Origin of the sequence: Plasticicumulans acidivorans (assembly GCF_003182095.1) — a bacterium.
GTDB lineage: Bacteria > Pseudomonadota > Gammaproteobacteria > Competibacterales > Competibacteraceae > Plasticicumulans > Plasticicumulans acidivorans.
Genome location: NZ_QGTJ01000013.1, coordinates 38319 through 64457 on the forward strand (window position 1 = coordinate 38319; position 26139 = coordinate 64457).

The window sequence follows — 26139 nt, forward strand, 5'->3', positions numbered from 1 at the left end:
CGGGCTCGGGGGAGCCGACTCAGGCATGGCTGGCGAGCGCGTCACCGGCCGGAGCATCGACACGGGCGTGCACCGACGTCACCCGCATGTAGGCGTAACCGAGCAGCAGGCCGCCGATCGACATCAGTTCAAGGAAGTACTTGTCGTACCAGACAAGGCTGGCGTCCCACGGCCAGGCGATGACGGTGATCGCACACACGCCGTAGGCCAGCGCGGCGAGGTTGACCGGCAGGCCCCAGGCGCCGAGGCGGAAGGCGCCGCTCGGCTGCCAGCCGCGCAGGCGGGCACGCAGCGCCGCCAGCACCACCATCTGGAAGGCGATGTAGATGCCGAGCGAGGCCCAGCTCACCATCTTCAGCAGCGCCGATTCCGACAGCAGCGACAGCACCACCATGCCCATCGGCAGCACGCAGGCCACCAGCAGCGCATACGGCGGCACGTGGCGGACGTGGTCGAAGTGCGCCAGCCAGGCGCCGCCGGCGATCATGCGGTCGCGGCCGAAGGCGTAGAGCAGCCGGCTCGCCGCCGCCTGCAGGCTGAGCACGCAGGAGATGAACGACAGCAGCACCACCGCGTAGACCAGCCGGGTGCCGACCGGGCCGAAGGCATCGCCCATGATCGCGCCGACCGGATCGGCGACCTCGCCGCGCAGCACCGCGCCGATGTCCGGCACTGCAGCGATCAGCGCGAAGCAGACGAAGGTCGCCGCCGCGCCGCCGATGTAGATGGTCAGGCGCATCGAACGCGGAATGCGCCGCGTCGGGTCCTGCACTTCCTCGGCAACGTCGCCGCAGGCCTCGAAGCCGTAGTACTGGAAGATGCCGATGATGCTGGCACCGAGGAACAGCGGCAGGTAGTCGCTGCCGTGGATGCTGGCGGCGCCGAAGCTGTCGAACAGCGCGGCAAAGCCCTGATGCTGGTGGAACAGCAGCAACCAGCCGCCGACGAACAGCGCGCCGAGCAGCTCCGCGGCGAAGCCGAGCAGCGCGACGAAGGCCAGCACCCGGGTGCCGAGCAGGTTGACGACGGTGGCGAAGCCGATCATGCCGATGCCGCAGATGACGTTACTGAACGAAGACGGCTCCAGGCCGAGCAGCGCCGACAGGTACACGCCCGAGGAGAAGGCGACGCCGGCGATGGTGATCAGCAGCGCCCAGTTGTAGACCCAGCCGGTCATCCACGCCCAGCGCGTGCCCCACAGCCGCCGTGCCCAGGGGTAGACGCCACCGGCAATCGGGTACTGCGAGACGATCTCGCCGAACACCAGCGACACCAGCCACTGGCCGAGGCCGACGATCAGCAGCGACCAGATCATCGGCGGGCCGGCCATCGCCAGCGCAATGCCGAATACCGAATAAATACCGACGACCGGCGACAGATACGTAAAGCCGAGGGCGAAATTCGCCCACATGCTCATATCGCGGCGGAATTCCGATTGATAGCCCAGACTGGCGAGCTGGGCGGAATCGGCATCGGTGGCGGAGGGATGTTGCGGACTGCTCATGTGCGTAACTCCCGTGCAGGCTTTTTAACAAGGAACGGTAACGGCTTTATGTCATTCCTGATGACACAGCGAGCGGCGCCGGCAGCTTTCAAAACGCTTGAATGACGCCGTCGAAAAAACGGGCAATGGCTAATTAGCGAAATCGATGCCAAAGCCGAAACTGCCCGGTGGCCGGCACCAGAGCCGCCTGCCGGCTGGCGCCGCGCCCCCGGTTATCACCGCTGAAGCCGCAGCACTGCTGCATTTCTGCGGCACTGCTGCGCCGCTGCAGCAGGGCTGCTGCAAATCTGCAGCAGCAGCGCCGCCCGCGCAGCGCCATCACCGGCAGGCGCCGTCATTGCTCCGCTGAATTAGCCACGGCACGGCCCTGCGCTTCAGTCGATATAAACCGCGAAAACGCTTGAATTAAGGTCTTTATTCAGCTGCCGCGCAAAAGCATCGACCGGCATTTGGCACGCTTCGTGGAAATAGCCATTTCGACGACAGGCACTCAAGGCAATCGTCTTGAGTGTTCTTCATTACGGCCGGAATCAGCGGCTTTTATCAGCCACGCATTGCAGCGGATTTCATCATGAGCGCAAACGACTGGATCAGCACCGCGAAAGGCAATGGCGTCGATGCCGTGCATCTGATGCTCGCGGACACCGAAGGCGGCATCCGCGAACGGCGCATGACCATCGCCGCGCTGCACAGCCTCGACGGGCGGGCACCGAGCTTCTGCAACGTGCTGCCGCACTGGGACATCGGCGACAGCGTGTTCAACGAGGTGCCGTTCGTCGGCGAGCCGCTGGAGATCGACGCCGACAGCGTGCGCCCCTACCCGTTCGAAGCCGGCGCGGCGCTGGTGTTCGCCGACTACGCCGGCGACTCGGCGGCGCTGTCGCCGCGGGCCCTGCTGCGCCGGCAGATCGAGCGCGCCGCGCACCTCGGCCACACGGTGCTCGCTGCCTTCGAGTTCGAGTGGCTGGTGCAGGCCGCCGACGGCGTGCAGCAGCGCGCCCGTGACTGGAGCGCGGCGCCGGCCTGGGCGGTCGAGAACCGCTGCTGGGACGGCGTCACCGCCGCCGCCGAGGCCGTCACCGTCGCCGGCCTCGACGAGCTGCTGCGCAGCGCCGGCATCCGCCCCTACGCCATCGGCATGGAACTCGGCCCCGGCTGCCTGGAGGCGACGCTGAGCGCCACCGCACCGCTGCGCGCCGCCGACGAGGCGCTGCTGTTCAAGACCTTCACCAAGGCCTGGTTCCGCCAGCGCGGACAGAGCGCCTGCTTCATGGCGCAGGCCGATGCCGGCGCGCCGGGCCTGTCCGGCCACATCCACCTGTCGCTGCACGATGCGCACGGCGCCAACCGCTTCCACGACGCCGGCAGCGCCAACGGCCTGAGCACCACCCTCGGTCACTTCATCGCCGGCGTGCTGCAGCTGCTGCCGGAGCTGGCGGCGCTGCCGCTGCACACCGTCAACGCCTGGCGGCGGCTGAGCCCGCCGAACTGGGCGCCGCGCACGCCGAGCTGGGGCATCGAGAACTATTCGACGGCGATCCGCGCGGTGTCCGCCGGCGACGGCGGCAGCCGCCTCGAATTCCGCCTGCCGGGCGCCGACGTCAACCCCTACCTCGGCCTGGCGATGCTGCTCGCCGCCGGCCTCTACGGCATCGAGCACCGGCTGACGCCGCCGGCGCCGATCGCCGGCGATGCCCGCAACACCGTGCCCGCCGGCCTGCGCCCGCTGCCGCGCGACCTGCACGAAGCCGCCGTGGCGCTCGACGCCAGCCTGGTCGCCCGCGAGCTGTTCGGCAACGCCTTCGTCAGCCACTTCGCCGCCTCGCGCCTGCGCGAAGCCGCCCTGCTGCGCCGCTGCGTCAGCGCGCAGGAACGCGCGCGCTACTTCGATGCCGTCTGAATCCCCCCGACCGTCCTCCCGCCCCGTCTCCGGAGTCCGTACCATGACTGACCTGCAGACCTACCTCGCCGACCCCGCCCGCCGCGAAGCCGTCGCCCGCGTCAACGAAAAGATCGCCCGCCTCGGCATCGACTACGTCGTCTACCAGTTTATTTCCGTCACCGGCCGGGTGATGGGCAAAGGTGTGCCGGCGGCGCACTGGAGCAGCACCGCCGACAAGGGCGTGCAGCTGTGGTACGGCTCGGTCGCCGACGTCTGCGCCGACCGCCGCGGCGACTACATCGGCTATTCCGCCAACGCCGCCGAGCTGGTGGCGATCCCCGACCCGGAAACCTTCTGCCAGCTGCCGTGGAATCCGCGCTGGGCGCGGGTGTACTGCACGCTGTTCCGCAACCGCGACGAGCCGGAGAATCCCGGCGCCTTCCTCAGCAGCGACTGCCGCGGCAACCTGCGCCGCATCCATCAGGACTTCCAGCAGCGCCACGGTCTGCAGCTGCGCATGGGGCTGGAGCCGGAGATGATGTGGCTCAAACGCGGCGCCGACGGCGGCTACGCCGGCGGCACCACGCGGCCCAACGCCTACCACATCGAGCAGTTCCAGCAGCTCGCGCCGGTGATCCAGAAGGTCATGGACTACGCGCGGCGCATGGGCCTCGACGTCATCCAGGGCGACCACGAGGACGCGCCCGGCCAGCTGGAGCTGAACTTCACCTTCGACGATGCGCTGCGCACCGCCGACCGCATCATCACCTACCGCCAGATCTGCGCGCAGGTGGCCCGCGAGGAAGGGCTGATCGCCACCTTTATGAGCAAGCCGTTCATGGGCGTCTCCGCCAACGGCTGCCATCACAACGTCTCGCTGTGGAGCGGCGGCGAGGACCGGCTGGTCAGCCGCATCGACGATACCGAGCTGCCGGGCATGGCCGAGTCCTTCACCTACCGTTACGGCGGCGAGAACCATTTCGACCGCGGCACCGGCGAGTGGATGCCGGCGCAGACCGGGCTGCACTGCATCGGCGGCATGATGCGTCACCTGCCGGCGCTGACCGCGATCGGCGCCTCGACGGTCAACTCCTACCGCCGCCTCAACGACCTCGGCTTCTGGGCGCCGGTCTACGCCGACTGGGGCTACCAGAACCGCACCGTCGCCGTGCGCGTCTCGGCACCGGGGCGACTGGAGTACCGCGCCGTCGACTCGATGGTGAACCCGTACCTGATGGCGAGCGCGCTGCTGCGCGCCTTCGACCACGGCCTCAACGAGCAGCTTTCACCGGGCGAGCCGGAGCAGCGCAACATCTACGAGGCGATCGGCGCCGGCAAAGCCGTCGCCAAGCTGCCGATGACGCTCGGCTGCGCGCTCGATGCGCTCGACGGCGACGAGGTCATCCGCTCGGCGCTGCCCGGCGATATGTATCGCGTGTTCATGCATCTCAAGCGCGACGAGTGGGAACGCTTCAACGCCACCGTCACCGAGTGGGACTTCCAGCGCTACCTCGAATACCTGCCCTGAGCCCGCCGCCCGCGTGCGGCGCCCGCAGCGGGCGCCGCGGCGTTCATCCTCATCGTCACGGAGACTCCCCGATGCTCGAACTCACCCCCGCCCAGATCGCCCAGTTCCGCGAGGACGGTTTTCTCATCGTCGAGAAGGCCATCGACCTCGATCTCGTCGAGCGCGTGCGCTCGCGCTTCGAGCCGCTGTTCCTGCAGCAGGACTTCGAAACCGGCATGCGCCCGGATGAAGTCAACCTGCCGCAGGGCGACCCGCCGTACACGCAGCAGATCTGCAACGGCTGGCGCGGCGACCGCACCATCGCCAGCCTCAGCTTCAAGGCCGAGGTCGGCCGCGCCATCGCCCAGCTCGCCGGTTTCAGCGGCACGCGGCTGGTGGTCGACAACGTGCTGTGGAAGCCGCCGGCGGGCCGGCCGATCGGCTTTCATCAGGACAGTGCCTACCTCTACTGGCTGGACCGCCCGGAGCTGGTGACCTGCTGGGTCTCGCTCGACCAGACCAGCGCCGACGGCGGCCCGATCATGTACGTGCGCGGCTCGCACCGCTGGGGCAACGCCGCGCCGATCCTGCAGTTCCACGGCCCCGACGACGATCTGCGCGAAGCCCGCGAATGGGCCGAGGCGCGCGGCGAAACGCTCGACCTGGTACCGGTGGTGGTGCCGCCGGGCGGCGTCGCCTTCCACAGCGGCTGGACCTGGCACGGCTCGCGCGTCAACCGCAGCGACCAGCACCGCCGCAGCCTGGCCATTCACTGCTGCGCCGCCGATGTCCGCTACAATCCGGCCGGCTTCATGAAGGGAACCGGGCCGGTGTATTCGCGCTACATGCACTTCGGCTCCGATGTCGTCGACGAGAACTACTTCCCGATCACCTGGCACGAAAGCGGTTACCGCACGCCGGGCCTCGATGACTACATCGCACACGGCTGGAGTGGCGCGGCGGCGCAGGCGGCAGCCTGAGACGCACGGCAGGCGACGGACGGCGGCCATTCACGGCGAGAGGTGTTGTGTGTTGATGACAGTGCTGGGCGTGGAATCGAGCCATCCGTTCCAGAGCGAGCACCTGGCGCTGTGGCTCGACGTCATCGGCGCCGACGGCCGCATCCGCTGGGCCAACCCGGCGCAGCACGCGGCACTCGGCCAGCCCGCCGGCGCCCTCGCCGGCCGGCGCCTCGAAGAGGTCTACAGCGCCGAATCGGCACGCGTGCTGCGCCACGTGCTGCGCGCCGGCACGCCGGCACTGCCGACGCTCGAACTCGGCCTGCTCGGCGCTGACGGCGCGCTGCTGCGCGTCGCCGCCACCGCCGCCGGCGAGCGCGGCCGTGACGGCCGCAGCGAGCTGCATCTGGCCAAGGTGCCGCTCGGCGCGATCGAGCAGCGCCTGAGCAGCCTGGAACAGGGCCTCGCGCTCAGCGACGGCATCATCGAGCAGGCCAGCGAAGGCCATTGGTGCATCGAATACCTGGAGCCGGTCGACCTCGACCAGCCGGAAGAGGAAGTCCTGCGCCAGGTGTTCGCCCACCGCAGCTACTGGCGGGTGTTCAACCGCGCGATGGCGCGCGTCTACGGCCTGCCGCCGGACACCGATCTCACCGAGCGTCACGTGCGCCTGTACTGGCCGCGCAGCCCGGAGAACGAAACCTTCGTGCGCCGGCTGATCCGCCACCGCTTCTGCCTCGACCATGCCGTCTCGGTCGACCGCCGTCACGACGGCACACCGATCGTCGTCGACAACGACGTGCGCGCCGACATCGACGGCGCCCAGCTGCTGCGGCTGTGGGGCAACGTCCGCGAGCACCGGCCGGCGGCCGACACACCCTTCGCCGCGCTCGAACACAGCGCCGAACCGCTGCTCGCGGTCGACGCCGCGCAGCACCTGCTGTGGCGCAACGCCGCCGCCGCGCGGCTGTGTGCCGGGCTCGACGAGCGCGCCATGCGCGCCTGGGTCAAGCCGATCGCCGAACACGGTCAGGGCGTCGTCGTGCTGCCGGACGGCAGCGGCGGCCTGCACACCTGGCAGGGGCTGGCGACGACGCTGGCGCTGCCCGCCGGCCCGGCGACGCTGCTGCTGCTGCACCGCCTCGCCAGCGCCGACTGAACCGCTGCCCCGCACGCGGGCAGACCCTGCACGCCGGCGGCGCGCCCGCGCCCTGCGCGACCCATTTCTCCTCTGCAGATCAGCTGCTTGCCGGCATTTTTTGCAGTGGCTCGGGTTTTGCTTTGACTTGATGGCAGCACTGGTCACGAAACGCTATGGACAGGCGTTTCCTACCGGCCGCGCCGGACTTGGACTAAAAGCTGGAGCTTCCAGCCCGCGACGCGAGCCGCCTGCGATGCACCGCCGCCACGGTGCCCGCCGAGTCCGAGGAGTCCGCCCCGATGAACCAGCCGCAGACCGCCCTGCCGCGCGAACGCCAGTCGATGGGCTTCGGTGCCGCGCTGCCGCTCGCCGCCAGCCTGCCCGGCGTCGGCGATGCCACCAGCCTGCTGCACGGCATCTGCGACCGTCTGCCGCTCGGCCTGCTGCTGTGCGACGCCGGTGGCCGCATCACGCTGGTCAACGCCTATGCCGAGCGCTGCCTCGGCCTCGACGGCGCCGGCGTCGTCGGCATGGATCTCGCCCTGCTCAGCCGACGCAGCGCACTCGACTTCTCACCGCTGCTCGGTGATGCCGACGGCCGCGGCGGCGTGCTCTGCTCGCGGCGCAGCGGCCGCACCTATCTGGTCGACCGCCAGGCCTTCGAGGACGGCACGCGCTTATGGGTGCTGCGCGACGCCGCCGATGCCGACAGCGAGCCGGCGCCGGCCGCCAGCGTCGAAGCGCCGCGCGGCGACGATGTCCACGCCCGGCTGCTCGAACTCGGCATGCGCGCCCATGCCCGCGGCGCCCGCGTGCTGCTGCTCGGTGAATCCGGCAGCGGCAAGACCGCACTGGCCAAGCGCATCCACGCCTGCGCCAGCGCCGACGCGCCCTTCATCCACGTCAACTGCGGCGGCATCCCGGAGACGCTGTTCGAGTCCGAGCTGTTCGGCTACGTGCGCGGGGCATTTTCCGGCGCGCTCAATGCCGGCAAGCGCGGGCTGATCGAGAGTGCCGACGGCGGCACGCTGTTCCTCGATGAAATCGGCGAGCTGCCGCCGGCGAGCCAGGCCAAGCTGCTGAAATTCCTCGACGACGGCATCGTCGTGCCGGTCGGCGCCAGCAGCGGGCGCAGCGTCAGCGTGCGCGTCATCGCCGCCACCAACCGCGAGCTGAAAACCCTGTCCGCCGCCGGCCAGTTCCGCGAGGACCTCTACTACCGTCTCGCCGTGGTCACGCTGCGGGTGCCGGCGCTGCGCGATTCGCCCGATCGAGCCCAGCTGATCGACGCCCTGCTCGCCGAGGTCTGCCGTGGCCGCGAACAGCCGCTGCGGCTGAGCCCGGCGCTGCGTGCCTGGCTCGACCGCTACCGCTTTCCCGGCAATGTCCGCGAGCTGGCCAACCTGCTCGAATACCTGGCGGTGGTCGCCGACGGCGTCGCCGACCTGATGCACCTGCCGGACGAGCTGGCGCCGGCCGCCCGGCCTGCCGCCGACCCGGTCGCGGCCTTCACGGCGCCGGCCATCGACGATGACGCCGATCTGCGCACGCGCGTGGCCCGCTACGAACGCGAGCTGATCAGCGCCACGCTCGCTGGCGCCGCCAGCAAGCGCGAAGCGGCGCGCCGCCTCGGCATCGACGTCGCCACGCTGATCCGCAAACTCGCCCGCGCCTGAAACCGCAGCCATAAAAAACGCCCGGACCGTCACGGCCCGGGCGTTTGTCCTGGCGCGGGATTCAGCGCATCAGGTGATGACATCCGGCGCCGGGCGGCCGGTGCGGCTGGTGATGCCGGCGATGCGGTCGGCCAGCACGATCAGCGCGGCCAGCGCCTGCTGCGGATCGAGGCCGTGTTTGTCGGCATCGGCCTCGTGGCGCTCGATGTAGACGCGCAGCGTCGCGCCCTGGGTGCCAGTGCCGGACAGGCGGTAGACGATGCGCGAATCATCGGAGAAGGCGACGCGCACGCCCTGCTTGCGGCTGACGCTGCCGTCGACCGGATCGGTGTAGGTGAAGTCATCGGCGCTGGTGACGCTGAGGCCGTCGAGCACGCAGCCCGGCAGGCTTTGCAGACTGGCGCGCAGGTCGGCCATCAGCTCGTCGGCGACGGCGCTGTCGATGCCCTCGTAGTCGTGGCGGGTGTAGACGTTGCGCCCGTAGCTCGCCCAGTGCGCACGCACGATGTCGGCGAGCGGCTCGCGGCGCACCGCCAGCACGTTGAGCCAGGCCAGCACCGCCCACAGGCCGTCCTTCTCGCGCACGTGGTCGGAACCGGTGCCGAAGCTCTCCTCGCCGCAGAAGGTGATGCAGCCGGCGTCGAGCAGGTTGCCGAAGAACTTCCAGCCGGTCGGCGTCTCGTAGCAGTTCAGGCCGAGCGCGGCGGCGACGCGATCGACCGCCATCGAGGTCGGCATCGAACGCGCCACGCCCTTGAGGCCGCCGGCATAGGCCGGGATCAGCGTGGCATTGGCGGCGAGCACCGCCAGCGAATCCGACGGCGTCACATAGAAGCCGCGGCCGAGGATCATGTTGCGGTCGCCGTCACCGTCGGAGGCGGCGCCGAAGTCCGGCGCCCCGGCGCCCATCATCAGCTCGACCAGATCGTGCGCGTGGACCAGGTTCGGGTCCGGGTGAGCGCCGCCGAAGTCCTCCAGCGGCGTGCCGCGCACCACGGTGCCGGCCGGCGCACCGAGGCGGCCTTCGAGGATTTCGTGGGCGTAGGGGCCGGTGATCGCGTTCATCGCGTCGAAGCGCATGCGAAAGCCGCTGGCGAACAGCGCGCGGATCGCGCCGAAGTCGAACAGCTTTTCCATCAGCGCCGCGTAGTCGGCGACCGGATCGATGACCTCGACGCTCATGCCGGCCAGTTCGGTGCTGCCGAGCGTGTCGAGATCGAGCTCGGCGGCGTCGACGGTGCGGTAGACCTCGATCGCCTCGGTGCGGGCGTGGATCGCCTCGGTGATCTTCTCCGGGGCCGGACCGCCGTTGCTGACGTTGTACTTGATGCCGAAGTCCTCATCCGGCCCGCCGGGATTGTGCGAGGCCGAGAGCACGATGCCGCCGGTGGCGCCGCGGGTGCGGATCACGCAGGACACCGCCGGCGTCGACAGCAGGCCGCCCTGACCGACCAGCACCTGCGCCACACCGTTGGCCGCCGCCATGCGCAGGATGGTCTGCACCGCCACGCGGTTGTAGTAGCGGCCGTCGCCACCGAGCACCAGCGTGCCGCCGCGCAGCTCGGGCACGGTGTCGAAGATCGACTGCACGAAGTTCTCCAGGTAATGCGGCTGGCGGAACACGCTGACCTTCTTGCGCAGGCCCGAAGTACCGGGTTTCTGGCCGGAGAATGGCCGGGTGGCGACGCTCTGGATGCTCATGGGGCTCCCTTGCATGAGTCGGTGGTGGAAGGATCGGCCGAGTCTACACCGTCCCTCCGGCGCCCCGTGCTGTCATGCGTCAGGGCGTCAGCCAGCCGCCGGTGGCCTGCAGCGGTCGCGGCTCGCCGGCCCGCGCGACCCAGGCGGCGACGGCCTCGCGGCGGGCACCGGCCACCGCCGGCGGCAGCTTGAGATCCGCCTGCCAGCCACCGTCGACGGCGCGCAGCGGCACCTGCTGCCAGCCGCTGACGACGAAGTCGTGATGCAGCTGGCGGCCGCCGTTCTCGCCGCCGCCCACTGCGGTGCTCAGCCCGAAGCCGAGGCGCACCAGATGCAGTTCGAGGGCTTCGCCGCCGGCCACCGCCGGCGCGAAACGCGCGTGCACCTGCTCGCCGTCGACATCGAGCTGCAGCCTGCCGGCCGCCGCCGGCGCGGGCAGCTGGCGCAGCGCCAGATCGCTGCCGTTGAGCCAGCCGCGCCATTCGCGGCCGTCGAGCAGCATGCCCGGCGTGTAGGACTGGCTGAGGCCGCGGGCGTGCACATAGTCGCCCTGCCGCGCGCTGAAACGGGCGTCCGAGAAGCGATCGCGCCAGCCGAGCGAATTCCAGTAATCGACATGGAAGGCGAGCGGCACCAGCGTGCGCCACAGGCGCGGGTCGTCGGCCAGCGCGGAGAACCAGCGATCCGCCGGCGGGCAGCTGCTGCAGCCCTCCGAGGTATAGAGCTCAAGCACGGCGACGCGCTGCGCCGGGCTGGTGAAGGACTGCGCGAACGCCGGCGCGGTGCAGGCGGACAGCACGAGAATGCGGCAGAAAGCGGACAGGCGGGCGGGCATGGCGGGCGGACTCCGTGGGCGCGACGGTCGTGCTTACGCGCCGCCGCGTATCGCGGATGCGAGCGGTTAAGCTGTCGGCCATCGCCATGGACCTGCCCCGGAGCCTGTCATGTCCCAGCCCAGCCCCGCGAAACCGTTCGCACCCGCCTGCGAACAGAACCGCGATCCGATCCTTGCCGTGCTGCGCGAGCGCTTTCGCGGGCGCGGCAGCGTGTTCGAAATCGGCTCCGGCACCGGCCAGCACGCGGTGCATTTCGCCGCCGCGCTGCCGCAGCGCATCTGGCAGTGCAGCGAGGTCGCCGCCAATCTGCCGGGCATCCGCCTGTGGCTGGCCGAAGCCGCCCTGCCGAACACGCCCGAGCCACTGGAGCTCGACGTGCGCGCCGCGCAGTGGCCGCTGACGCAGGCCGATGACGTGTTTTCGGCGAACACCGCCCACATCATGGACTGGGCCGCCGTCGGCGCGATGTTCGCCGGCGTCGGCCGGCTGCTGTCGGCCGGCGGCTGTTTCTGTCTGTACGGCCCGTTCCTCTACGACGGCCGCCACACCGCCGACAGCAACGTGCGCTTCGACGCGATGCTGCGCCAGCAGAATCCGGCGATGGGCGTGCGTGACGTGCGCGAACTGGAGCGGCTCGCCGCCGGCTGCGGCCTGCGCCTGGCCGAAGATCTGGCGATGCCGGCCGACAACCGCACGCTGGTCTGGCGCCGCGCCTGAAGCGCCGGCTCAGTTGAAGCGCGAGAAGTCCGGTTTGCGCTTCTCGGCAAAGGCCGCGAAAGCTTCAGCGGCCTCCGGCGAAGCCAGGCGCTCGACGAAGGCGGCGCCTTCGCGGCGGATGACCTCCTCGACCAGCGGTTGACGCTGAGCCCGCAGCAGCTCGCGGGTCACCCGCACCGCCGCCGCCGGCTGCGCCGCCAGCCGCTGCGCCCGGGCCAGCGCCCGCGGCAGGACGTCGGCCGCCGGCAGAATCTCGTTGATCAGCCCGCCGGCGAGCGCCGCCCGGGCATCGAAGGGCTCACCGAGCAGCAGCCATTCGGCGGCACGCACGTGACCGGCGAGCAGCGGCAGCAGGTAGCTCGACGCCGCCTCCGGACACAGGCCGAGATTGACGAAGGGCAGCAGGAAGCGGGCGTCCTCGGCGGCGTAGACCAGATCACAGTGCGCCAACAGTGTGGTGCCGACGCCGACCGCGACGCCGGTGACTGCGGCGACCAGCGGCTTGCGGCAGGCGGCGAGCGCCAGCAGGAAGCGGAATACCGGGCTGTCCGCGCCGCTCGGCGGATTGGCGAGGAAGTCCTTCAGGTCGTTGCCGGCGGTGAAGTCGTCACCGCCGTGCAGCAGCAGCACGCGCACCGACGGATCAGCCTCGGCGGCATGGATATGCGCGCTCAGCGCGTCGTACATATCGGCGGTCAGCGCGTTTTTCTTGTCGCGGCGCCACAGCTCGATGATGGCGACGGCGCCGTCACGGCGCAGGCGGACGGTATCGGTCATGCGCTTGTCTCCTCGGGTGAAGCCTTCACACTACGGCCTTTGCCCGAATCCCGCCAAGCCACGACGCCCGCCCCCATGCCGCTGCCCGCCGATCTGCTGCGCGCCTACCTGGCGACGACCTATGCCGCCGCGACGCCCATCGGTCGCATCGAACTGCGCATCGGCCGCCGCCATCCGCGCTTCGACCGCTGGCTGCGTGCCCACGGACAGCGCGAGTGGGTGTTCATCAGCGCCTGCAACCCGGGCTCGCACCGGCTTGCCGACGCCGCGAATCGCGCCCGCCAGCGCCGCCTGACACGCGCACTGCACGCGCTCGGCCTGCATCCGCTTGCCGGCGCCGGCGAGCCTGATCCGCGCACGGATGCTCACTGGTCTGCCGAGCCGAGTTTTCTCGTGCCCGGCCTGAAGCTGCCGACGGCGGCCCGGCTCGCCGCTCATTTCGGTCAGCTCGCCATCGTCTGCGGCCGGCTCGGCAAGCCGGCCCGACTGCAGCTGCTGCGTGCTACCAGGATCTGAGCGCGACAAACAGCAGGCTCACACCGCAGACCATCAGCGCTGAACCGAACAGCAGGTCATGGCCCGAGGTCGGACGCGCGGGCTGCAACAGCGAGCGCAACAGCAGCACGCCCACCAGCAAGCTCGAACATCCCATCGACAGCAGCAGATAGGACAACAGATATGGTGCGGCCACCGTGAAGAATCCATTCATCGCACGACTCCCTGTTCGGCGCACTGAGTGCTTGTTTTACCGTTCGATCGATCTAGGATGGTAAGTATGCTTTACCGCCTGATCAAGCATGCCTGCAGGGGTCCGGCTGTACCATGCAGGCATGAGCTCGACGATAGGTGAACGCATCAGGATTGCCAGGGAGGCGAAAGGATGGTCGCAGCTCAAATTGGGCGAAGCGGTCGGGGTCAGCCGTGCCGCGGTGTCGCAGTGGGAAAGCGGAGAATCAAAGGGTTTGAAGCCGGAAAACCTGGTGGCGGCGGCCCGCGAACTGGGCGTCGACATCGAGTGGCTGGTCACCGGAACCCCGGATATGCGTGAGGATCGCAGCCGCTACCGCAGTGACGACAGCGTAAGCGGCACTGGCGTGCCACTGCTCGACTAGCAGAGCTTCATCACTCAGGGCGGGACTCGACCATTCCCGGCACCACAGATCGAGGAATGGCTGACACCACCGGTCGGCTGCAGCGCCGACAGCTTCGCGCTGCGCGTGCACGCCCCGGGCATGACGCCGCGTTTTCGTGACGGTGAGCTGATCTTCGTCGATCCGCAGCGGGATGCACGGCACGGCGACTTCGTCGTCGTCCGCCTCGCCGGCGGTGAGGTGCTGCTGCGCGAACTGCTGATCGAAGCCGGCTTGCGCATGCTGCGCGCCACACACCCTGACTGGCCGGCTCCGCTACGGACACTGGACGCGAGCGACACGCTGGTCGGTGTCGTCATCGCCCGCCTCGAACGCTTCTGAGCACAGCCCGCCACCGCGGCAGTGGCGGGCCGGCTTGCGGTAAACCTCAGCCGCGGTACTTGCGCAGCACCAGTGTGGCGTTGGTGCCGCCGAAGCCGAAGCTGTTCGACATCACCGTCGTCAGGCCGGCGTTGTCGATGCGGTTGCGGGCGATCGGCAGGCCTTCGGCCTCGGGGTCCAAGGTGAAAATGTTGGCCGAGGCGGCGACGAAGTCGTTCTGCAGCATCAGCAGCGAATAGATCGCCTCGTTGACGCCGGCGGCACCGAGCGCGTGCCCGGTCAGCGACTTCGTCGAGCTGATGTACGGCAGCTGATCGCCGAACACTTCACGGATCGCACCGAGCTCCTTGGTGTCGCCGACCGGCGTCGAGGTGCCGTGGGCATTGATGTAGTCGATCGGCGTGTCGCAGGTGGCCATCGCCTGGCGCATGCAGCGTGCGGCGCCCTCGCCCGACGGCGCGACCATGTCGTAACCGTCGGAGGTCGCCCCGTAGCCGACCAGCTCGGCGTAGATCTTCGCACCGCGGGCGAGCGCATGATCGAGTGCCTCGACGACGACGATGCCGCCGCCACCGGAAATGACGAAGCCGTCACGGTCGGCGTCATAAGCGCGCGAGGCGATCTGCGGCGTGTCGTTGAACTTCGACGACAGCGCCCCCATGGCATCGAACATCACCGTCATGTACGGGTGCACTTCTTCGCCGCCGCCGGCGAAGATCACATCCTGCTTGCCCCACTGGATCAGCTCCATCGCGTTGCCGATGCAGTGCGCGCTGGTGGCGCAGGCCGAACTGATCGAATAGTTGACACCGCGGATCTTGAACGGCGTCGCCAGACAGGCCGAGGTGGTGCTCGACATCGTCCGCGGCACCATGTACGGGCCGACGCGCTTGAGCCCCTTGCTGCGCAGAGTATCGATGGCATCGACCTGCTGCGCCGGCGAGCCGCCGCCGGAACCGACGATCAGGCCGGTGCGCTCGCTGGAGACATCCGCCTCCCCGAGGCCGGCGTCGGCGATCGCCTCGCGCATCGCCAGATAGCTGAACGCTGCGGCATCCGCCATGAAGCGCAGGACCTTGCGATCGATGAGATCTTCTTTGACGACGCGGATCGGGCCATGCACATGCGAGCGGAAGCCGAGCTCCTTCTGCCGCTCATTGAATTCAATGCCACTGCGGCCTTCACGCAGCGAGGCCAGCACCTCGGCCCGATTGACGCCGATGCTGGAGACAATGCCGAGACCGGTGATGACGACACGACGCATGGTGGGACCTCTCAGAAACCGTCGGTGGAAACGAACAGGCCGACCCGCAGATCCTTGCCGGCGTAGATTTCCCGCCCATCCACTTCCATGATCGCATCGGCGATGCCCATGACCAGCTTGCGCAGGATCACGCGCTTCATGCTGATGCGGTAAGTGATTTTCTTAGCGGTCGGCAATACCTGACCACTGAATTTGACTTCACCGCAGCCTAGTGCGCGGCCGCGCCCCTGACCACCCATCCAGCCGAGGTAGAAGCCGACCAGCTGCCACATGGCGTCGAGCCCGAGGCAGCCCGGCATCACCGGATCGCCGGTGAAGTGGCAACCAAAGAACCAGAGTTCCGGATTCACGTCGAGTTCAGCGATGATCTCGCCCTTGCCGTAGCTGCCGCCGTCTTCGGCGATGCGCACGATGCGGTCGACCATCAGCATCGGCGGCAACGGCAGCTGCGCGTTGCCCGGCCCGAACATTTCGCCGCGCCCGCAGGCGAGCAGATCTTCGTAGGAATAGCTGGATGGCTTGGTCACGTTGAAGCAGTCCTTGAGGGTTCCTGCAGGGGCCGCCACACGGGCGACCAAAAAAATGACCGCCGAGTATAACGGCTTTACCGGCAGCCCGCCTGACCGGAAACGCGATGTGACGCCGGCAGCGATACTGCCGGCGCGACGGCGACAACACCGTGTCAGGATGACCCGAGCGCCACGCGGCTGCGCGGCAGCAGCTGATTGAGCAGCACGCCGAGAATGCCGGCCAGGCCGATGCCCTTGAGCGCGAATGCCGGCGGGCCGAGGGTCATGCCGCCGAGACCGAAGACCAGGATCAGCGCGACGATCGCCAGATTGCGCGGTTCGAGCAGATCCTCGCCGGCGCGCACCAGCGTCTGCAGGCCGACCACGGCGATCGCACCGAACAGCAGCGTCATGATGCCACCCATCACCGGCACCGGCACCGAGCCGAGAAAGGCGCCGATCTTGGCGACGAAGCCGAGCACGATCGCCGTGATCGCCGCCCAGGTCATGATCGCCGGGTTAAAGGCGCGGGTCAGCGCCACGGCACCGATGACCTCACTGTAGGTAGTGCACGGCGGGCCGCCGAACATGCCGGCTACCGAGGTCGCCAGACCGTCGCCGAGCAGGCAGCGGTGGATACCCGGATTGCTGACGTAATCACGGCCGGTGATCTGGCCGGCGGCCTGCACCGCACCGTAGTGCTCGATGATCGGCGCGATGGCGATCGGCGCGATGAACAGCACCGCCTGCCAGTTCCACTGCGGCATCGTGAAATCCGGCACCGCAAACCAGGGCGCCGCCGCCACCGGCGTGAAATCGACCAGACCGAGCAGCAGCGACGTGCCGTAACCGACGACGATGCCGCAAAGGATCGGCAGCAGCCGCAGCCAGCCGCGTCCGAGCAGTGAAACCAGGATGGTCGTCGCCAGCGACAGCATCGACACCCACAGCGCCGCCGACTCCGGCACCAGCTGCGCCGAGCCATCGCCGGTCTTGCCGGTCGCCATGTTGACGGCCACCGGCGCAAGGATCAGACCGATGACGATGATCACCGGCCCGATCACCACTGGCGGCACCAGCCGCTGCAGAAAACCGATACCGCGCACGCGGATCAGCGCAGCGACGACGAAATACAGAAAGCCCGCGGCCACCAGCCCCGACAGCGTCGCCGGGATGCCCCAGGTCTGCACGCCATAGATGATCGGCGCGATGAAGGCGAAGCTGGAGGCGACGAACACCGGGATGCGTCCGCCAGTGCAGACCTGATAGATCAGCGTGCCGAGGCCGGCGGTGAACAGCGCGACATTGGGATTGAGCCCGGTGAGGATCGGTACCAGCACCAGCGCACCAAAGGCGACGAACAGCATCTGCGCCCCGAGCAGCGCATCGGTAAAGCGGAAATGGTAATCCGGCGAGGAATGGTTGACGTTCATGGACAGCACCTGGGCCGCCCGTGCCGGGAATCACCGCGGGGATCGCCAGCCGCGGGCGGCCACTGCAGGAAGGAAACGCGCTACTGGCGGGTACCGAAGATCTTGTCGCCGGCGTCGCCGAGGCCCGGCAGGATGTAGGCATCGTCGTTGAGGCGCTCATCGATCGAGGCGACGTAGAGATCGACGTCCGGATGCCGGGCGTTCATCACCGCCAGTCCTTCCGGCGCGGCCACCAGGAACAGCCCCTTGATGCGCTTGCAGCCGGCGGTCTTGAGCATGTCGCAGCAGGCGACCAGCGAGCCGCCGGTGGCGAGCATCGGGTCGAGGATCAGCGCGGTGCGCTCATGCATGCCGCCGACGATCTTGTTGTAGTAGGCGCTCGGCTGGTGGGTGATTTCGTCGCGCTGCAGCCCGACGACGCTGACCTTGGCACCGGGGATCAGCTCCAGCACGCCATCGAGCATGCCGATGCCGGCGCGCAGGATCGGCACCAGCGTGATCATCTTGCCCTTGATGCGCTCGACGGTGACCGGGCCGGCCCAGCCATGCACCGTGTCGGCTTCGGTCTCCAGATCCTGCGTCGCTTCGTAGGTCAGCAGGCAGGCGATTTCCGAGGCGAGTTCGCGAAAGCTCTTGGTGCTGATGTCGGCGCGGCGCATCAGACCGAGCTTGTGGCGTACCAGCGGGTGGCGGATCTCATGGACCGGCATGGATGAACTCCAGGACGATGGGCTGTGCGCCCGGTGGCCGCGAGTCTACCCGCAGGCCCACGCCGTGGCGGCCCGAATTACGCCGGCTCAGGCGTGCCGAGTACAGCCCACGCTACGCCCTCCGGCGCCCGATCCTTACACCCGCCCGTCCTCACAGCGCGCGCAGCGCACGCACCACGGCGCGATCGCGCTGGTAGATGTCGTTACGAAACTGCAGCACGCCCTGCTCGTCGACCCAGGCGGTCCAGTACAGCATGTGCACCGGCACCGGCTCGGGCAGCGGCACCGAGCGCTCGCGCCCGGAATTCATCGCTGCATCGATGCTCGCTTCCGTCCATTTCGGATCGTGGCCCAGCAGGTACTCGGCCAGTTCCTTGGGTTTGGAGATGCGGATGCAGCCGTGACTGAAGGTGCGCTGGCTGCGCTCGAACAGGCCCGGGTTGGAGGTGTCGTGCAGGTAGACGTCGTACTTGTTCGGGAACATGAACTTCACGCGCCCGAGCGGATTGGCAGTGCCCGGCATCTGACGCATGCGAAACGGGAAATCACCCTGGGAGTACGCGCCCCAGTTGACACTGTTCGGATCGAGCACCTGGCCGCCGCTGGTGATCACCTGCATCTTCTGGCGTGACAGCCGCTCGGGGTTGCGCTGCATCTGCGGCAGCAGCTCCTGCGATGCAATCGAATGCGGCACATTCCAGTACGGGCTGAACACCAGATACTTCATCTGCCCGGTGAACACCGGTGTCGGCTTGACCTGGGTACCGACGACGACCTTGGCCTGCAGCACCGCCTTGCCGCCCTCCTCGACCGTCAGCTCGAAGCCGGGGATGTTGATCAGGATGTGGCGATAGCCGAGGTCTTCCGGCAGCCAGCGCCAGCGTTCGAGGTTGGTCTCGATCTGCGCCAGCCGCTCGCGTGCGGTGATGTTCATCGCCCACACCGTGGCCGGGCCGATGACGGCGTCCTCGGTCAGGCCGTGGCGCGCCTGGAAGCGGCGCACCGCTTCGGCCAGCGCCTCGTCGTAGAGCTCGCCACCGTCGTTGTGCGTGGCGTCGAGATCACCGCTGACCAGCAGACGGTTGCGGATCTCGACGATGCGCGGGTCCTGCGCCCCCACTTCAAGCTTTTCACCCTTGGCGATCGCCGACACCGGCGCCCAGCCACCGGCGGCCACCTGCTGACGCAGCGTGCCCAGCGCCTCGCGCAGGCGCACGAAGCCCGGATACGGCGGATCGAGCGCCGGCAGCGCAGCGGCGACGTCCTGTTGCTGCAGCGCCTGCTGCAGCACTTTCACCATGTCGCGCGAACGCGGCTTGAGTGTCCAGGTCGTGTCGATCTCGCGCGGATCGAGCCGCCCGGATAACAGATCGTGGCCGAAGGCCAGAAAGGTGTCGGTGGCGATCAGTTCCAGCTGCACCTGAGCCTGCGGCGTCGGCGCTTTCTGCACCGACTCGACGGCGGCCTTCAGCGCGGCATGGTGGTAATCGGCCGGGTGCAGACCCTCGTCACGGGCGGCGGCGACCTGCGCCAGCAGCGCCTGTGCCTGCGCCAGCTGCTTGCCGTTCCAGGCCGGCGCGTAAGCGCGATCGGCATAGAAACGTTTGATCGCCGCACGATTGTCGAGGCTGACACCACCTGCCTGCAGTGGCGCGTTGCCCTGCAGGCGTGCCTGCAGCTCGGCATGCACCGGCGTGTCCGCCAGCGCCTGGGCGCCCAGCGCAAACAACAGCCCACAGGCCAGGAAAGCCTGCGCGGGCAGGCGGAACAGGAATCGGCGCATCGTCGGTCATCCTCAAGCCGGCAACAAATTAGCTTGCAAACCACAAGCTCGTGGCAAAAAAACCACGGAGGTGCAAGCTTACAGGCTTGCACCCCCCTTTGTCGCATCGACCGTAAAAACTGCCACGCATTGCATCCGGCACCGACGCCTACCAGTGCGCCACCTCCAGCATCTCGGTGAGAATCCGGTCGAAGTTGCTGTCATCGTTGTCGAAGATACAGACGACACCGGCGACGCCGCACAGCGAGCGCGTATCACCGCGCACCAGCCAGCCGCGCGGCGGCGTCCAGCCGCGGCGGTCGGAAAACATCGAGAACTGGTCGGTATGGCCCTGCAGCATGCGCCGGTATTCATGGGCCACACGGGCCAGGGCGCTCATCTGGCCGCTGTCGATGTGGCCACCATAGCCTTCCATCAGCGAGCCATCGTCGCGGAAGCGACAGACGGCGACGACGCCGTCGAGGGCAAGCAGACGCTTGATCATGACGCCCCCTCAGCCACGTTCCAGCGCGGCGAAGCTCGCCTCGTAAGCCGCGCCGGTATTGGCGAGCACGACGCCCTGGTAGGGTGCCAGAGCCTCCTGGCCGGCGGCGCGCTGGGCTTCACGCTGCGCGCAGCTGACCACCACCGACCAGTCGAAACCGATCAGGGTGAATTCACGCACCGGCGAAAAACCGCCCATGCCGGTGATCTTCTCCCAGCCGCGCGACTGCATGCTGCACAGACTCATGTTCGCCGCGCACATGAATGACAGCAGTTCGAGCTCTTCGCTGTTGAGCGGTGTGTCCGGGCGGATCTCGTAGCCGAGCAGCTCGCCGCTGGCACGGAATTCAAAGGCGGCGACGGCGCCGGGCAGGGACATCAGGTTTCCGAGTGTAGCCACGATCGGTTTCTCCTCTGGCGGGTTCGGGCGAGGGCACGTCAGCGCGCTCAGACCAGCTCCATATCGGTATCGGCCAGGGTCTTGCGCATCAGCGCCAGCACCCCATCGACGACGCCGGGGGCATTGCTGGCAAAGCAGAAGACGTTGGCGACGACACAGACCGTGTACTCGGGGCAACGCACCGCCCAGCCGCGCGTGCGCGCCAGACGGCTGCCCGGCTTGGCGTTATCGGCCATGCGCCCTTCCATCACCACGCCCATCGTGGTCGCCCGGCACATGATCGAGGCCATGCGCGCGTGCTCCTCGCTGAGCGCTCCGCGGTAGGAAAAACGGTCGCCGCGAAAGGCGTACTCGCCGGCGGCGAGCACCCCCGGACGGCTCATCAGGTCAGCAACGATGCTCATCTCTATCCCCCTGGCGGTGTGGGGTTTATCGTTATCGTGGAGCCCGGGTGCGGCATTTGCCGCACTTCAGCTCACCAGGCCGAACATAGTTAAATGCCCGCCCGTTTTCCTGCCGGACCCGCGCTATGACCGCCCTGCCCCCGACCGACCGCCAGGCACCGACTGTTCCCGCCCCGGCGCTGCGCCGCCTCGCGGCGATCGTCTATGACTTCCTGCTGCTGGCCGGCGTGCTGCTGATCGCCGAACTGGTGCCGTTCTCGATCGCGCTCGGCGTCTACGGCGCCGACGCCTTCGCCGACGGCCGCAATCCGCTGGTCGGCAACCCGCTCAATGAAAGCTGGCTGCTGCTGGCGAGCTTCGCCTTCTTCGCCGGCTTCTGGGTGCATGGCGGGCAGACGCTCGGCCTGCGCACCTGGAAGCTGCGGGTGCAGCTGCCGGGCGGCATGCCGATCGGCTGGTGGCATGCGCTGCTGCGCTTTCTCTGGGGCGGGCTGTGGCTGGTGCCGGTGGTCTATCTGCACAAGGTGCTCGGCGCCGGCGTCGGCCTCAGCATCGCTGTCGGCTTCGCCTGCCTGAGCGCTGCCGTCGTCAGCCGGCTGCACGACCGCCTGTCCGGCACCGAAGTCGTGCGCCTGCTGCCGGCCGCCAAAGCGAAATAGACCGGCGCCGGTGATACCGCCGGTCAGCGCATGCGTCGCATCGCCAGTGCGCCACCGCCGAGGAACACCGCGATCGGCAGCGCCGCGGCAAACACCGGCGGCGCGCCGTAGACCACGACGACGTTGGCCAGCACGCGGTTGGCGAGGAAGAAGCCGATGCCGATGAAGATGCCGATCAGCAGGCGCTGGCCGGCGGCGGCATTGCGCTGGTGGGCAAAGATGAACGGCATGGCGATGAACAGCATCGTCAGATTGGCCAGCGGCGCCAGCACCTTGGTCCAGAACGCCAGCTCGTAGCGGCCGGCGTCGAGGCCGTTGTCGCGCAGGTAGCCGGAAAAGGTCGCCAAGTCGCGCATCGCCAGCGTCTCCGGCTTGGCGGCGAGCACGTCGAGCTTGGCCGGGTCGATCACCGAGTTCCAGGCGATCGCGGCCACCGGCTCGGCGACCACCGCCTCGGGGCCGAGATCGCTGCGCCGCGCGCCACTCAGCAGCCAGCGCTTGCTGGCCGCGTCGTAGCTCGCCGAGTCGGCACGGATCACCGCCTTCAGCGCCGAATTGGCATCGACCTCGTAGAGCGTGATGTCGCCGAGCTTCTTGTGCGGGCGCACCGCCTGCACGTTGACGAAATACGCGCCGTCGCGCGCCCAGAAGCCGCGGCCGTCGCGGATCTCCACCGAGGCATCCTTGGCCAGGCTGCGGCCCATCTCGGCCTTGCGCTCGGCGAGCGGCGCGGCGAATTCACCGAGCGCCAGCGCCAGCAGGCTGAGCACCAGACCGGCGCGCAGCGCCGAGTACACCAGGCGCATCACCGAAACACCGGCGCCGCGCATCACCACCAGCTCGCTGCCGGCCGACAGCGCGCCCATGCCGAGCAGGCCGCCGAGCAGCAGCGCCATCGGAAAGCTGTCGTAGGCACGCCGCGGCAGGGTCAGCAGCAGGTACTGCAGAATCGCCAGCAGGTCGTAGTTGCCGGTGCCGAGGTCTTCGAGCTCGACCAGCAGTGTGAAGAAGGTTTCCAGCGCCACCAGCACCAGCAGCGCGACCAGCGCGGCACCGACCACGGTGCGAAAGATGTAGCGATCGAGCAGTCTCATGCCGATTTCCCCACGCGCGGCCAGCCATAGTGGTAAATCCACAGCGCCACGCCGACGGTAGCGAGCAGGCCGTGCGCCCACCACAGGCCGGCCACCGGCCCGAGTGTGCCCTTCTCCAGCCAGGCCTTGCCGATGCCGAGCAGATTCATATAGACGGCGTAGACCAGCACGCCGCCGAGGATGCGGCCGTAGCGGCTTTCACGCGGCCGCGCCTTGGCCAGCAGCGGCGCCACCAGCGCGATCAGCGGCAGCGAAACCGCCGCGCCGATGCGCGCATGCAGCTCGGCGTATTCACGCGGACCGCCGCCGATGAGATCGGCCGTCGCCATCGCCTCGCGCTTGAGCGAGCCTTCGCCGACGCTCGGCGCATCGAGGCGCACCCGTAGGCGCTCGAAGCGGGTCTGCCGGTAATCCTTCTGTCCGGGCACGCCCTCGTAACGGTAGCCGTGGTCGAGCACCATGTAGCGGGTGCCGTCGTCGGTGATTTCCTGCCGGCCGCGGTCGCCGGTGGTAATGGCGATGCGATCGCCGCTGGCGTCGCGGCTGTGGATGAACACCCGCACCAGCTCACCGTCGGTGGGATCGATGCTCTCGACGTAGACGACGTGACGACCGCCGCCAGCCTCACGGAAGGTGCCGGGGCTGAACACCGAGGTCTGTGCCTGCTGGCGCGCGCGGATCTGCAGATCCTGCTGCAGCGAGGCCGCCCACGGCGCCACCCACAGCGCCACCCACGCCACCAGCGCCGCCAGCGGCAGGCCGAGCATCAGCATCGGCCGGTACAGCGCCGAGGGCGGATAGCCGCAGCCGGTCAGCGCGACCATTTCACTGTCCTGATACAGCCGCCCGAGCGTCAGCAGGATGCCGAGCAGCATCGCGATCGGGATCAGGATCGGCAGAAAGCGGATCGACTGCAGACCGAGCATCTGCAGGATGACTTCCTTGACCAGCAGACCATTGGCGACCTGGGTCAGGTAGGTGGCGAGCCGGCTCGAAAGCACGATGGCCAGCAGCACGACCAGCGTCGCCGCGCTCGCCGCCGCGATTTCACGCAGCAGGAAGCGATCGACAATCTTCAGCAAGGTGAGATTCCTTACGCCGGCAGCGGCGTTGTGATCGGAAAATTCTTCCGGCTACACTCGGTGGGTTTTTGCGGACTGCGGTCCGCCCACCGGCGCCGGGCATCCGCCCATGGCCCGGACAGTCCATGCAGCGGAGTTCAACGATGGAATTCTCGGTCAAAAGCGGTAATCCCGAAAAGCAGCGCACCGGCTGCCTCGTGCTCGGCGTCTACGAGTCACGACGGCTGACACCGGCAGCGGAGCAATTCGATGCTGCCGCGGACGGCTTTCTCGGCAACGTGCTGCGCCGGGGCGACCTCGAAGGCAAGGCCGGCCAGACCCTGCTGCTGGTCAACGCACCGCAGAGCCTGTGCGACCGTGTGCTGCTGGTCGGCTGCGGCCGCGAGCGTGACCTCGACGATCGCCGCTACCGCCAGATCATCACCGCGGCGACCCACCAGCTCAACGAGACCGGGGCCACCGAGGCCGTCAGCTACCTGAGCGATCTCAGCGTCAAGGGCCGCGACACCGCTTGGAAGGTGCGCATCGCCGTCGAAACCACCGAAGAAGCCCTGTACCGCTTCGACGAGCTCAAGAGCAAGAAGGACCAGCCGCGCCGCCCGCTCAAGCGCATCGTGCTCTCGGTGCCAAGCCGCCGCGAGCTGCCGGTCGGCGAACGGGCGGTGAGCGAGGGCCTGGCGATCGCCAACGGCGTCAAGCTCGCCCGCGACCTCGGCAACCTGCCGCCCAACATCTGCAATCCGAGCCACCTCGCCGAACGCGCCCGGACGCTGGCGCAGAGCTCGGAGCGCTTCAGCTGCAAAGTGCTCGAACGCGCCGACATGGAAGCGCTCGGCATGGGCGCACTGCTCGCGGTGACCCGCGGTGCGCACACGCCGCCGAAGCTGATCGCGCTGGAATGGCGCGGCGGCGAGGCCGACGCCAAGCCGATCGCGCTGGTCGGCAAGGGCGTGACCTTCGACTCCGGCGGCATCTCGCTCAAGCCCGGCGCCGACATGGACCAGATGAAGTTCGACATGTGCGGCGCCGCCAGCGTGCTCGGCACGCTGAGCGCGATCGCCGAACTGCAGCTGCCGCTCAACGTCGTCGGCGTCATTCCGACCGTGGAGAACATGCCGGGCGGCGACGCCACCCGCCCCGGCGACATCGTCACCACGCTGTCCGGGCAGACCGTCGAGATCCTCAACACCGACGCCGAGGGCCGGCTGATCCTCTGCGACGCGCTGAGCTGGACCGAGCAGACCTACGAACCGGCCACCGTCGTCGACATCGCCACGCTGACCGGCGCCTGCGTCGTCGCCCTCGGCCACTTCCCGCACGGGCTGTTCAGCAACCACGGGCCGCTCGCCAACGAGCTGCTCGACGCCGGCCGCGCCGAGCACGACCGCGCCTGGGAAATGCCGCTGTGGGAGGACTACCAGGAAGGACTCGACAGCAACTTCGCCGACATCGCCAACATCGGCCCGCGCGAAGGCGGTGCGATCACCGCCGCCTGCTTCCTCGCCCGCTTCACGCGCAAGCTGCACTGGGCGCATCTCGACATCGCCGGCACCGCCTGGAAGACCGGCAAGGCCAAGGGCGCCACCGGCCGCCCGGTGCCGCTGCTCACGCGCTTCCTGATCGAGCGCGCCGCGGCGGCGCGTGACTGAAGCGATGCCGCGCATCGACTTCTACCTGCTCGACAGTGACGGTGAAGAGGCACGCCTCGACACCGCCTGCCGGCTGGTCGAAAAAGCCTGGAAGCAGGGTCTGCGCAGCTACCTGCGTGCCGATACGACGGCCGAGGCGCAGGCGCTCGACACCCGCCTGTGGACCTTTCGCAAGCTCAGCTTCGTGCCGCACCGCCTGCAGCAGAGCGGTCGCGACGCGCCGGTGCTGATCGGCACCACCGCGGTCACGGACGACACCCATCCGCTGCTGGTCAACCTCGGCCGCGCGCTGCCCGAGGACTTCGAGCGCTATCAGCGCATCGTCGAGATCGTCGATCCCGATACCGAACGTCGTGAGGCTTCACGCGTGCGCTACAAGATTTATCGGGACCGCGGCTACACGCCGGGTACGATCAAACTCAAGTAGAGCGCACGCAACGCCCCGTCCGCGGGCAGAGTGCGCCGCCATCCGGCCGCGAGCCGGGCACCACCAGCGA

Annotated in this window: 27 protein-coding genes; 12 read left to right on the top strand and 15 right to left on the bottom strand. The window is 68.6% G+C overall.

Translation table 11 applies throughout. The annotated features are described in order from the left end of the window. Positions 1–19: 19 nt before the first annotated feature. Complete coding sequence (locus tag C7443_RS17630; protein WP_110020063.1) at positions 20–1504, bottom strand: APC family permease; 1485 nt, start codon at positions 1502–1504, stop codon at positions 20–22. Between the two features lie 571 nt (positions 1505–2075). On the opposite strand from C7443_RS17630, the gene C7443_RS17635 reads away from it, so the two are divergent. The 5 genes from C7443_RS17635 to C7443_RS17655 all read left to right on the top strand — a co-directional run bounded on the left by C7443_RS17635 (position 2076) and on the right by C7443_RS17655 (position 8669). Next, the gene (locus tag C7443_RS17635) at positions 2076–3404 is read left to right on the top strand and encodes a type I glutamate--ammonia ligase (protein WP_146213337.1); all 1329 of its coding nucleotides are present in this window, start codon (positions 2076–2078) and stop codon (positions 3402–3404) included. A 43-nt stretch (positions 3405–3447) separates the two neighbouring features. After that, positions 3448–4914 (top strand): glutamine synthetase family protein, encoded by a 1467-nt coding sequence (locus tag C7443_RS17640; protein ID WP_110020067.1) that lies wholly within the window; start codon positions 3448–3450, stop codon positions 4912–4914. Between the two features lie 71 nt (positions 4915–4985). After that, positions 4986–5873, top strand: a complete 888-nt coding sequence (locus C7443_RS17645; RefSeq protein ID WP_110020206.1) for a phytanoyl-CoA dioxygenase family protein — start codon at positions 4986–4988, stop codon at positions 5871–5873. A gap of 55 nt (positions 5874–5928) precedes the next feature. Continuing rightward, entirely contained in the window at positions 5929–7011 is a 1083-nt protein-coding gene (locus C7443_RS17650; RefSeq protein WP_170123676.1) for a PAS domain-containing protein, read from the top strand. Between the two features lie 281 nt (positions 7012–7292). Then, positions 7293–8669, top strand: a complete 1377-nt coding sequence (locus C7443_RS17655; protein ID WP_110020071.1) for a sigma 54-interacting transcriptional regulator — start codon at positions 7293–7295, stop codon at positions 8667–8669. A gap of 69 nt (positions 8670–8738) precedes the next feature. On the opposite strand, the gene C7443_RS17660 is transcribed toward C7443_RS17655, so the two are convergent. Both C7443_RS17660 and C7443_RS17665 read right to left on the bottom strand, forming a co-directional pair. After that, positions 8739–10370 (bottom strand): alpha-D-glucose phosphate-specific phosphoglucomutase, encoded by a 1632-nt coding sequence (locus tag C7443_RS17660; protein WP_110020073.1) that lies wholly within the window; start codon positions 10368–10370, stop codon positions 8739–8741. Between the two features lie 79 nt (positions 10371–10449). Next, a complete protein-coding gene (locus C7443_RS17665; protein ID WP_110020075.1) occupies positions 10450–11205 on the bottom strand; it encodes a DUF1223 domain-containing protein in 756 nt (251 codons plus the stop codon). 109 nt (positions 11206–11314) lie between these two features. Here C7443_RS17665 and C7443_RS17670 point away from each other — a divergent pair, with 109 nt between their 5' ends. Next, a complete protein-coding gene (locus C7443_RS17670; RefSeq protein ID WP_110020077.1) occupies positions 11315–11923 on the top strand; it encodes a DUF938 domain-containing protein in 609 nt (202 codons plus the stop codon). A 9-nt stretch (positions 11924–11932) separates the two neighbouring features. Here the strand turns inward: C7443_RS17670 and C7443_RS17675 are convergent, their stop codons facing one another. Then, a complete protein-coding gene (locus C7443_RS17675) occupies positions 11933–12700 on the bottom strand; it encodes an enoyl-CoA hydratase-related protein (protein WP_110020079.1) in 768 nt (255 codons plus the stop codon). Positions 12701–12775: 75 nt separating this feature from the next. On the opposite strand from C7443_RS17675, the gene C7443_RS17680 reads away from it, so the two are divergent. Then, positions 12776–13216, top strand: coding sequence for a DUF3293 domain-containing protein (locus C7443_RS17680; RefSeq protein ID WP_170123677.1), 441 nt, complete (start codon positions 12776–12778; stop codon positions 13214–13216). On the opposite strand, the gene C7443_RS17685 is transcribed toward C7443_RS17680, so the two are convergent. Then, positions 13203–13409, bottom strand: a complete 207-nt coding sequence (locus C7443_RS17685) for a hypothetical protein (protein WP_110020082.1) — start codon at positions 13407–13409, stop codon at positions 13203–13205. The two genes, C7443_RS17680 and C7443_RS17685, sit on opposite strands and share 14 nt — an antisense overlap. Positions 13410–13530: 121 nt before the next feature. Here C7443_RS17685 and C7443_RS17690 point away from each other — a divergent pair, with 121 nt between their 5' ends. Both C7443_RS17690 and C7443_RS17695 read left to right on the top strand, forming a co-directional pair. Further along, complete coding sequence (locus C7443_RS17690; RefSeq protein WP_170123678.1) at positions 13531–13812, top strand: helix-turn-helix domain-containing protein; 282 nt, start codon at positions 13531–13533, stop codon at positions 13810–13812. Positions 13813–13872: 60 nt separating this feature from the next. After that, positions 13873–14172: a LexA family protein gene (locus tag C7443_RS17695; RefSeq protein WP_281279428.1), complete on the top strand. Its 300-nt coding sequence runs from the start codon at positions 13873–13875 to the stop codon at positions 14170–14172. Positions 14173–14218: 46 nt separating this feature from the next. Here C7443_RS17695 and fabB read toward each other — a convergent pair whose 3' ends face one another. From fabB to C7443_RS17735, 8 genes are all read right to left on the bottom strand, one after another. Beyond that, positions 14219–15436 carry a beta-ketoacyl-ACP synthase I gene (gene fabB / locus C7443_RS17700; protein ID WP_110020087.1) on the bottom strand — a complete coding sequence of 406 codons (1218 nt, stop codon included), beginning with the start codon at positions 15434–15436 and terminating at the stop codon, positions 14219–14221. A gap of 11 nt (positions 15437–15447) precedes the next feature. Next, positions 15448–15963: a 3-hydroxyacyl-[acyl-carrier-protein] dehydratase FabA gene (gene fabA / locus C7443_RS17705; protein ID WP_110020089.1), complete on the bottom strand. Its 516-nt coding sequence runs from the start codon at positions 15961–15963 to the stop codon at positions 15448–15450. Between the two features lie 155 nt (positions 15964–16118). After that, positions 16119–17378: a uracil-xanthine permease family protein gene (locus C7443_RS17710; protein WP_110020091.1), complete on the bottom strand. Its 1260-nt coding sequence runs from the start codon at positions 17376–17378 to the stop codon at positions 16119–16121. A gap of 80 nt (positions 17379–17458) precedes the next feature. Continuing rightward, a complete protein-coding gene (gene upp, locus C7443_RS17715) occupies positions 17459–18088 on the bottom strand; it encodes a uracil phosphoribosyltransferase (protein ID WP_110020093.1) in 630 nt (209 codons plus the stop codon). Between the two features lie 151 nt (positions 18089–18239). Then, the gene (locus C7443_RS17720; protein ID WP_110020095.1) at positions 18240–19871 is read right to left on the bottom strand and encodes a L,D-transpeptidase family protein; all 1632 of its coding nucleotides are present in this window, start codon (positions 19869–19871) and stop codon (positions 18240–18242) included. A 148-nt stretch (positions 19872–20019) separates the two neighbouring features. Continuing rightward, positions 20020–20355, bottom strand: coding sequence for a DUF2173 family protein (locus C7443_RS17725; protein WP_110020097.1), 336 nt, complete (start codon positions 20353–20355; stop codon positions 20020–20022). A 9-nt stretch (positions 20356–20364) separates the two neighbouring features. Beyond that, positions 20365–20754 carry a DUF2173 family protein gene (locus C7443_RS17730; protein WP_246004706.1) on the bottom strand — a complete coding sequence of 130 codons (390 nt, stop codon included), beginning with the start codon at positions 20752–20754 and terminating at the stop codon, positions 20365–20367. 47 nt (positions 20755–20801) lie between these two features. After that, complete coding sequence (locus C7443_RS17735) at positions 20802–21158, bottom strand: DUF2173 family protein (protein WP_110020100.1); 357 nt, start codon at positions 21156–21158, stop codon at positions 20802–20804. A gap of 125 nt (positions 21159–21283) precedes the next feature. On the opposite strand from C7443_RS17735, the gene C7443_RS17740 reads away from it, so the two are divergent. Then, complete coding sequence (locus C7443_RS17740) at positions 21284–21817, top strand: RDD family protein (RefSeq protein WP_110020102.1); 534 nt, start codon at positions 21284–21286, stop codon at positions 21815–21817. A 23-nt stretch (positions 21818–21840) separates the two neighbouring features. Here the strand turns inward: C7443_RS17740 and lptG are convergent, their stop codons facing one another. Both lptG and lptF read right to left on the bottom strand, forming a co-directional pair. Then, a complete protein-coding gene (gene lptG / locus C7443_RS17745) occupies positions 21841–22911 on the bottom strand; it encodes an LPS export ABC transporter permease LptG (RefSeq protein ID WP_110020104.1) in 1071 nt (356 codons plus the stop codon). Further along, the gene (lptF, locus tag C7443_RS17750; protein WP_110020106.1) at positions 22908–23993 is read right to left on the bottom strand and encodes an LPS export ABC transporter permease LptF; all 1086 of its coding nucleotides are present in this window, start codon (positions 23991–23993) and stop codon (positions 22908–22910) included. The genes lptG and lptF overlap by 4 nt, the downstream gene beginning before the upstream one ends. Positions 23994–24136: 143 nt before the next feature. Between lptF and C7443_RS17755 the strand changes: the two genes are divergently transcribed. Then, on the top strand, positions 24137–25642 hold the full coding sequence (locus C7443_RS17755; RefSeq protein ID WP_110020107.1) for a leucyl aminopeptidase: 1506 nt from the start codon (positions 24137–24139) through the stop codon (positions 25640–25642). Then, positions 25635–26069 (top strand): DNA polymerase III subunit chi, encoded by a 435-nt coding sequence (locus C7443_RS17760; RefSeq protein ID WP_146213339.1) that lies wholly within the window; start codon positions 25635–25637, stop codon positions 26067–26069. Before C7443_RS17755 ends, C7443_RS17760 begins: the two co-directional genes overlap by 8 nt. Positions 26070–26139 lie beyond the last annotated feature (70 nt).